This is a genomic window from Dokdonella sp. (assembly GCF_036518555.1).
Taxonomy (GTDB): Bacteria; Pseudomonadota; Gammaproteobacteria; order Xanthomonadales; family Rhodanobacteraceae; genus Dokdonella_A.
Genome location: NZ_DATDMY010000182.1, coordinates 1 through 6,540, shown reverse-complemented (window position 1 = coordinate 6,540; position 6,540 = coordinate 1). Strand labels below are relative to the sequence as shown.

Below are 6,540 nucleotides of genomic sequence, written 5' to 3'. Positions count from 1 at the left end.
CTCGTCGGCGCGTGCAGCGGCGCGCCCGAGGCGATCGCGCAGCTGTGCCGGCTCGCGCCCGCGCGACGCGCGCGCCTGCTCGCGGACGTCGCCGCACTCGCGCGCGACGGCCTGCGCGTGATCGCGGTCGGCTCGCTCGCGCCGGGCGCGACACTGCCGCTGCCCGAACGCCAGGAGGATCTCGCCTTCACCGAAGCCGGCCTCGTCGCATTCTCCGATCCCCTGCGCGCCGGCGCGGCCGCGGCCGTCGCCGAGGCCACTGCCGCGGGGATCGACGTGGTCATGCTGACCGGGGACTTTCCCGAGACCGCGACCGCGATCGCGCGGCAGGCCGGCATCGACGTCCGCGACGGCGCGCTCGGCGGCGCCGACCTGTCCGCGCTCGACGATGCGCAGGTCGCGACGGCCTGCGCCGAGCGCCGCGTGTTCGCGCGCGTGAAGCCCGAACACAAGCTGCGCCTCGTCCAGGCGCTGCGCGCACGCGGCGAGGTCGTCGCGATGACCGGCGACGGGGTCAACGACGCGCCGGCGCTGAAGGCCGCCGACGTCGGCATCGCGATGGGGCGTCGCGGCACCGACGTCGCGCGGGAAGCGGCCGCACTCGTGCTGCTCGACGACGATTTCGCGTCGATCGTGCGCGGCATCCGCCGCGGGCGCACGATCCACGACAACATCGTGCGCGCGATGCGCTACATCCTCGCCGTGCACGTTCCGATCATGGGCATGGCACTGCTGCCCCTGCTCACCGGAGGGCCGCTCGTGCTGTGGCCGATCCACATCGTGTTCCTCGAACTCGTGATCGATCCGGCCTGCGCGCTCGTGTTCGAGCGCGAGCCCGCGACGGCCGACATCATGCGCCGCATGCCACGCGATCCACGGCGCCCAGTGCTCGGGTTGCGCCTGCTCGCGAGCGGCGTCGCCGATGGAGCGCTGATGTTCGCGGCCTCCGCGCTCGTGTACGGCGTCGGGCGCGCGATCGGCTGCACCGACGCGGCGGTCGCCGCGGCCGCGTTCGTCGCGCTCGTCGCCGGCAACGTCGGCCTGATCGCGCTCAATCGCGGCAGCGGACTGTTGCGCACGCGCAATCGGACGTTCTGGATCGTCGTCGCCGGCGCCGCGATCGGGCTCGTCGCCACGCTCGGGCTCGCGCCCGTCGGACGGTTCTTCCGCTTCGAGGCGCCGCCACCGGGCATGATTGCGCTCGCGGCGGGCCTGCCGCTCGCGGCGCTCGTGCCGGCGTTCCTCGTCCGCGCGCGCATGCATCGCCGGCACGCGCGCGCGTGACGTCGGCCCGCGGTCAGCGGTACACGAGCACCGGGATCGTGCTGTGCGTGAGCACCTTCTGCGTCTCGCTGCCGAGCACGAGCGCGCCGAGGCCGCGGCGGCCGTGCGACGCCATGAGGATGAGGTCGCAATCGTTCATCCTGGCGGCCTGGATGATCGCCGCGGCCGGATCGTCGGTCGTCGTGTGACGCTTGTCGCATGGCACGCCGAGCGCGCGAGCGACCTTTTCGGCGAACCGCAGCTGGTCGTCCGAATACGCCTGCGCGGCCTTGGCGTAATCGCCGCGGCTCGTGCCGAGCAGATCCATCATGACGTCGCTGGTGTGGAACTTCGGGATCGCATGGAACACCGTCACGCGCGCCTTCATCGCGCGTGCGAAGCGCATGCCCCTGCGCACGGCCTTCTCCGACAGCTTCGAGCCGTCGGTCGGAATGAGGATGTGTTCGAACATGGCCGGCCCCGCTCACCGATAGACGAGCACGGGCAGCGTGCCGTGGGTGAGGACCTTCTGCGTCTCGCTGCCGAGCAGCAGGCTCTGCAGGCCCTTGCGCCCGTGCGACGCCATGAGGATGAGGTCGCAGTGCTTGCGCTTGGCCTCGCGGATGATCGCCGCGTACGGCTCGTCGCTCGATGCATGCACCGTGTCGCAGGCGACGCCCGCCTTGCGCGCCTCCGCGGCGACCCCGGCGAGCAGCTCGCGCGCATGCGCGATCGACGCGGTGCGGTATCCGCCCGCGCTGCCCTCGAGCATCTGCGTGTCGAACGTGAACGTGCGGAACTTCGGGATCGCGTGGAACGCCACGAGGCTCGCGCCGGTCCCCGCGGCGAGCTTGATCGCGGCACGTACGGCCTTCTTCGACAGGGCGGAGCCGTCGGTCGGAACGAGGATGCGCTGGAACATGGCGTGGCTCTCCGGGTGAACGGCGTGCGCCGTCGCGCCCGACGTTACGCCGCGCCGCAGGCGCTTCCTTGACGTGCGTCAACTGGGTCGCGCGCGGCGCGATCCGCCGCAACGATGGCCGCGATGCGACGAACGTCGCATTTGGCGTCAGTGCGCGGTCCGGTAGAGGATCAATCCGAGCGCGGCAATCCAGCACAACAGGATGAACAGCGCGCCGCCCCAGCCCTTGACGACGCCGATGCCGCGGCGATGCGTCCAGTACATCGTGCCGGCGACGAGCGACGGCACCGCGACGAGCGTTGCGACGAGCAGCAGCACACCATTCGCGTTCTCCATCGCCGGCTCCGGTCAGTTGCGCATGAGCACGGGCAAGGTCGCTTCGTGCAATACCGTGCGCGTCACGCCGCCGAACGCCCATTCGCTGAAGCGCGAGCGGCCGTAGGCGCCCATCACGAGCAGGTTCGCCCCGACTTCGCCGGCCGCGGCGAGGATCGCTTCACCCGCGCGATCGTCCGGCGAGAGCATCGGCTTCACGGTCGCGCGGATGTCGTGGCGCGAAAGATAGGTCTGCACGTCGAAGGGTGGCAGCCATCCCGCCTCGATCTCCGGCGCGCGGTGCGCGCCGTCGAGCAGGATGACGGCCGCGGCATGGTGCAGCAGCGGCAACGCGCAATGCAGCGCGCGCACCGCTTCGGCCGAGCCGTTCCATGCGACCGCGATGCAGCCGAGCGACGCCTCGCGGCAATGGGGCGGCACGACCACGCACGGCATGCGCGAGGCGAGCACGACCGCGCCGAGGTCGGGCGGCGCGCCCCAGGGCGCGTCGGGATTGCGCTCGAGCACGAGCAGGTCGTGCCAGTTGCCGATGTGCGCGAGCGTCTCCGGCGCGCGCCCTTCGGCGACCTGCCAGAACGCCTGCCGCACGCCGATCTTCGTCGCCCAGGCGATGAACGCGCCGCGCGCGGCGTCGGCAGACTGCTCGACGCTGCGCGCGGTCTCGAAGATCGCCTGGATGACGTCGCCCGACGCGTATGGCGGCATCATGTAGAGGGGGGAGGGGTGCACGAACACGCCGGTGAGCGCGCCATCCACGCGCGCGGCGAGGTCGGCGGCGTATTCGGCGCCGCTGCCCCACGCGTCGTAGCGGCCGGTATGGACCATGATGTCGCGCATGTTCGTCCTCCGCGGTAGGGCAACGCGTCGGCCGCAATCGCCTGCATCGCACGTTGGCAAGGCTAGCGCCGCGCGCGCCGCGTCCGTTTGATCCGGATCACCCGCGACCGCGTGCCGCGCGTTCGACGATCGAGGTGATCCAGATCAATGCACGCGCATGCGCGCGGCGCAGGATCGGCGCGTCTTCCATGAGGAGTCGGGTCATGCAACCGCGAACCGGAACGAACGCTTCACCCACGACCGTGCACGCCGGCGAGGAACAGTTCCATTGGCACGACGAACTGCTCGACGGCACGCGCGTGCTGATCCGCCCGCTGCACGCGGAGGACGCCGCGCTCGAGCGCGAGTTCATCGAACACCTGTCGGCGCGTTCCAGGCGGCTGCGTTTCCTCGGCCTGATCGGTTCGCCGAGCGATACGCTCGTGCGCCAGCTCACCCAGCTCGACTTCCGGCGCGAGATCGCCTTCGCCGCGCTGATCGCGCGCGAAGGCGAGAAGCACGTGATCGGCGTGAGCCGCTTCAGCCTCGGCGCCGACCGCAAGTCGTGCGAGTGCGCGGTCGCCGTCGCCGACGAGTGGCAGCACAAGGGACTCGGCACGCTGCTCATGCGCCATCTCATCGCGGTCGCGCGCGAGCGCGGCATCCACGAGATGGTCTCGCTCGATGCGGCCGACAACGTGGAGATGCGCGACCTCGCCGCCTACCTCGGCTTCACGCGTCGCGCCGATCCGCTCGACGCGAGCCAAGTGATCCATTCGCTCAAGCTCTGACGCGGTCGATCCTCGCGCGCCTGCAGGGTGCGGGCTCGCATCGGCTCACGCCCGGGGGCTGGTCGCGCTCGCGGGATCATGCGATTCGCCGGACGGAGGAGCTGCGATGCCTCGCGGTTCGCCGATCGGGGGTGCCGTGCGGCGGGAGGATGGTGGGCCCGCTCGGATTCGAACCGAGGACCAAGGGATTATGAGTCCCCTGCACTAACCGCTGTGCTACAGGCCCGCAAGGCCCGCGAGTGTAACCGTGTGCGGCCGCCTCGACGAGCCCGTTCGCGACGACCCGCCGTCGTGCTTCTGGCATCCTAGTGGTCGATCGCCGCCTGCGCGTACGCGGAGGTCCGCCGCACCGCGGCGTTCGTCGTCGCGCGCGCGAGCCGACATGCCTTCGTTCCGTTTCGACGATTACGAGCTGGTTCCCGAGTCCCGTCGCCTGATCCGCGACGGCGCCGACGTCGTCGTCGGCGTGCGCGTGTTCGACCTCATCGCCTACCTCGTCGGGCATCGCGATCGCGCGGTCGGGCGCGACGAACTGATCTCGGCGGTCTGGGGCCGCAGCGAGGCCGGCGACGCGCTGCTCGCGCAGGCCGTGCTGAAGGCGCGTCGCGCGCTCGGCGACGACGGCCATGCGCAACATCACATCCGCACCGTGACGCGCTTCGGCTACCAGTGGGTGGCCGCGACGCGGATGCTCGATGCACCGTCCGCGCGATCTGCGGACGACGACACGACGGGCCGCGCCCGCGCGCGCGCGCTGTCGTCGATCGCCGTTCCCGTGCGCCGACGCGGTGTCGTCATCGGCGCGGCGCTGCTGCTCGCGCTCGGCGCGGCGCTGCTCGTCCATCGCGCCGGGCCCCTTCCGCCGCAAGCCGTAGCGGGCGCCGTCGATGCGGGCGGCGTGGCGAAGCCGGTACCGGGCCTCGTTCTCGTCGTGCCCACGCGCGTGCAGGGCGACTTGGCCGACGACGGCTGGATGCGCCTCGGCATGATGTCGCTCCTTGCGCAGGCGCTGCGCGACCTTCCCGGCCATGCCGTGGTGCCCGACGAGACCGCGCTGGCGGCGATATCGCGGTCCGGCGCGGACGATCTCGCGCGCCTGCGCGCGGAAACCGGCGCGACGATCGTCGTCGCGTCCGAAGCAGCGCGCAGCGGCGATGCCTGGTCCGTCACGGCGACGGTGTTCGGCGCCGATGGCGCGTCGCAGATGGTCGGCGGTCGCTCCGCCGACGCGGTCAGCGCGGGAGGGGTGCTCGCGCGCGAGGTGCGCCAGCTGCTCGCCGACGGCGCCGACCGCGAGGACGCCGAGCCACTGCCTGTCGACGTCGTCGCGCTGCGCGCGCGGATGCGCGCGGCGATCCTCGAAGGGCAGAACGGCCGTGCGCTCGCGCTCTACGATGCGGCGTCGCCGGACGCGACCGCCGCGCCCGCGGCGATCCTCCAGCGCAGCGAAGCGTTGATCCAGCTCGGGCGCGCCGATGAGGCCGCGCGCGCCCTGCAGTCGCTGATCGAGCGCTCGAACACCGCGCCGGCGATGCGTTGGCTCGGCCCCGCATGGAGCGCCCTCGGCGATTGCGAACTCGCGCGCGGTCGCTACGCGGTCGCCGAGGCGCACTTCCGGCGCAGCCTCGCACTGCTCGGTGCCACAGGCGACCGGCGCGCGGCCGGGCTCGCGTGGCGCGGCCTCGGCATCGCACAGGTCGTGCGCAACGATCTCGACGACGCCGAGCAAAGCTACCTGCATGCGCGCGTCGAGCTCGAGTCGAGTGGCGACCGCCTCGCGCTCGCGCGGATCACCGACGGGCTCGGCTACATCGCGACGCGGCGCGGGCGCGTCGCCGACGCGTTGCTGTCGTACGAGCAGGCGGCGGCGATGGCCGCCGCGTTCGGGGCCAACGAGACCGAACTCGGCTCGCGGCTCAACATCGCGCAGGCGCACGAAGCCCTGCTGCAGCATGCGCTCGCGCTGCAGCGCATGCGCGAACTGCTGCCGCGCCTGCGCGGCCTCGACTACCCCGCGCTGCATCGTTTCGGCATGGTCGCGTACGCGGCGATGCTCGCCGAGAGCGGTGCCTTCCCCGAGGCGCGCGGCGTGCTTGCCGGGCTCGACGCCGAGGGCGATGCGGGCAGCGTCGACGATGCCGTCGTCGACGTGCGCCTCGACGAGGCGCAGGTCTCGCTCGCGATCGGCGACGCGGCCGGCGCACTGCGCCGCGCCGAGGCGGTCATGGACGGCATCGGTCGCGGCGGCGCGGCAGACGCACGGCTCGAGGCCGCGGCCCTGCTGCTGCAGCTGCACCTGCAGGCGAACGATGCGGCTGCCGACGTGCTCGGCGCCGACGAGGCGCTCTGGCAACCCGCCAATGCGCTCGCGCTGCAGCGCATGCGCGAACTGCTGCCGCGCCTGCGCGGCCT

7 protein-coding genes and 1 tRNA gene are annotated in these 6,540 nt (G+C 72.3%); 3 read left to right on the top strand and 5 right to left on the bottom strand.

The genetic code is table 11. The features are described from left to right. A partial coding sequence (locus tag VI238_RS10455) for an HAD-IC family P-type ATPase (protein ID WP_331651049.1) occupies nucleotides 1-1,284 on the top strand: 1,284 nt, incomplete at its 5' end. Nucleotides 1,285-1,297: 13 nt separating this feature from the next. Here the strand turns inward: VI238_RS10455 and VI238_RS10450 are convergent. The 4 genes from VI238_RS10450 to VI238_RS10435 all read right to left on the bottom strand — a co-directional run bounded on the left by VI238_RS10450 (nucleotide 1,298) and on the right by VI238_RS10435 (nucleotide 3,358). After that, on the bottom strand, nucleotides 1,298-1,735 hold the full coding sequence (locus VI238_RS10450) for a universal stress protein (RefSeq protein WP_331651047.1): 438 nt from the start codon (nucleotides 1,733-1,735) through the stop codon (nucleotides 1,298-1,300). 12 nt (nucleotides 1,736-1,747) lie between these two features. Next, nucleotides 1,748-2,185 carry a universal stress protein gene (locus VI238_RS10445; RefSeq protein ID WP_331651045.1) on the bottom strand — a complete coding sequence of 146 codons (438 nt, stop codon included), beginning with the start codon at nucleotides 2,183-2,185 and terminating at the stop codon, nucleotides 1,748-1,750. Between the two features lie 147 nt (nucleotides 2,186-2,332). Then, nucleotides 2,333-2,521 (bottom strand): hypothetical protein, encoded by a 189-nt coding sequence (locus tag VI238_RS10440; protein ID WP_331651044.1) that lies wholly within the window; start codon nucleotides 2,519-2,521, stop codon nucleotides 2,333-2,335. A gap of 12 nt (nucleotides 2,522-2,533) precedes the next feature. Next, nucleotides 2,534-3,358: a universal stress protein gene (locus VI238_RS10435; protein WP_331651042.1), complete on the bottom strand. Its 825-nt coding sequence runs from the start codon at nucleotides 3,356-3,358 to the stop codon at nucleotides 2,534-2,536. A 203-nt stretch (nucleotides 3,359-3,561) separates the two neighbouring features. Between VI238_RS10435 and VI238_RS10430 the strand changes: the two genes are divergently transcribed. Further along, a complete protein-coding gene (locus VI238_RS10430; RefSeq protein WP_331651040.1) occupies nucleotides 3,562-4,128 on the top strand; it encodes a GNAT family N-acetyltransferase in 567 nt (188 codons plus the stop codon). Nucleotides 4,129-4,278: 150 nt separating this feature from the next. On the opposite strand, the gene VI238_RS10425 is transcribed toward VI238_RS10430, so the two are convergent. Next, nucleotides 4,279-4,354: transfer RNA gene (locus tag VI238_RS10425), tRNA-Ile, on the bottom strand. Between the two features lie 156 nt (nucleotides 4,355-4,510). Between VI238_RS10425 and VI238_RS10420 the strand changes: the two genes are divergently transcribed. Next, on the top strand, nucleotides 4,511-6,540 hold a 2,030-nt coding region (locus VI238_RS10420; protein WP_331651038.1), incomplete at its 3' end, for a winged helix-turn-helix domain-containing protein.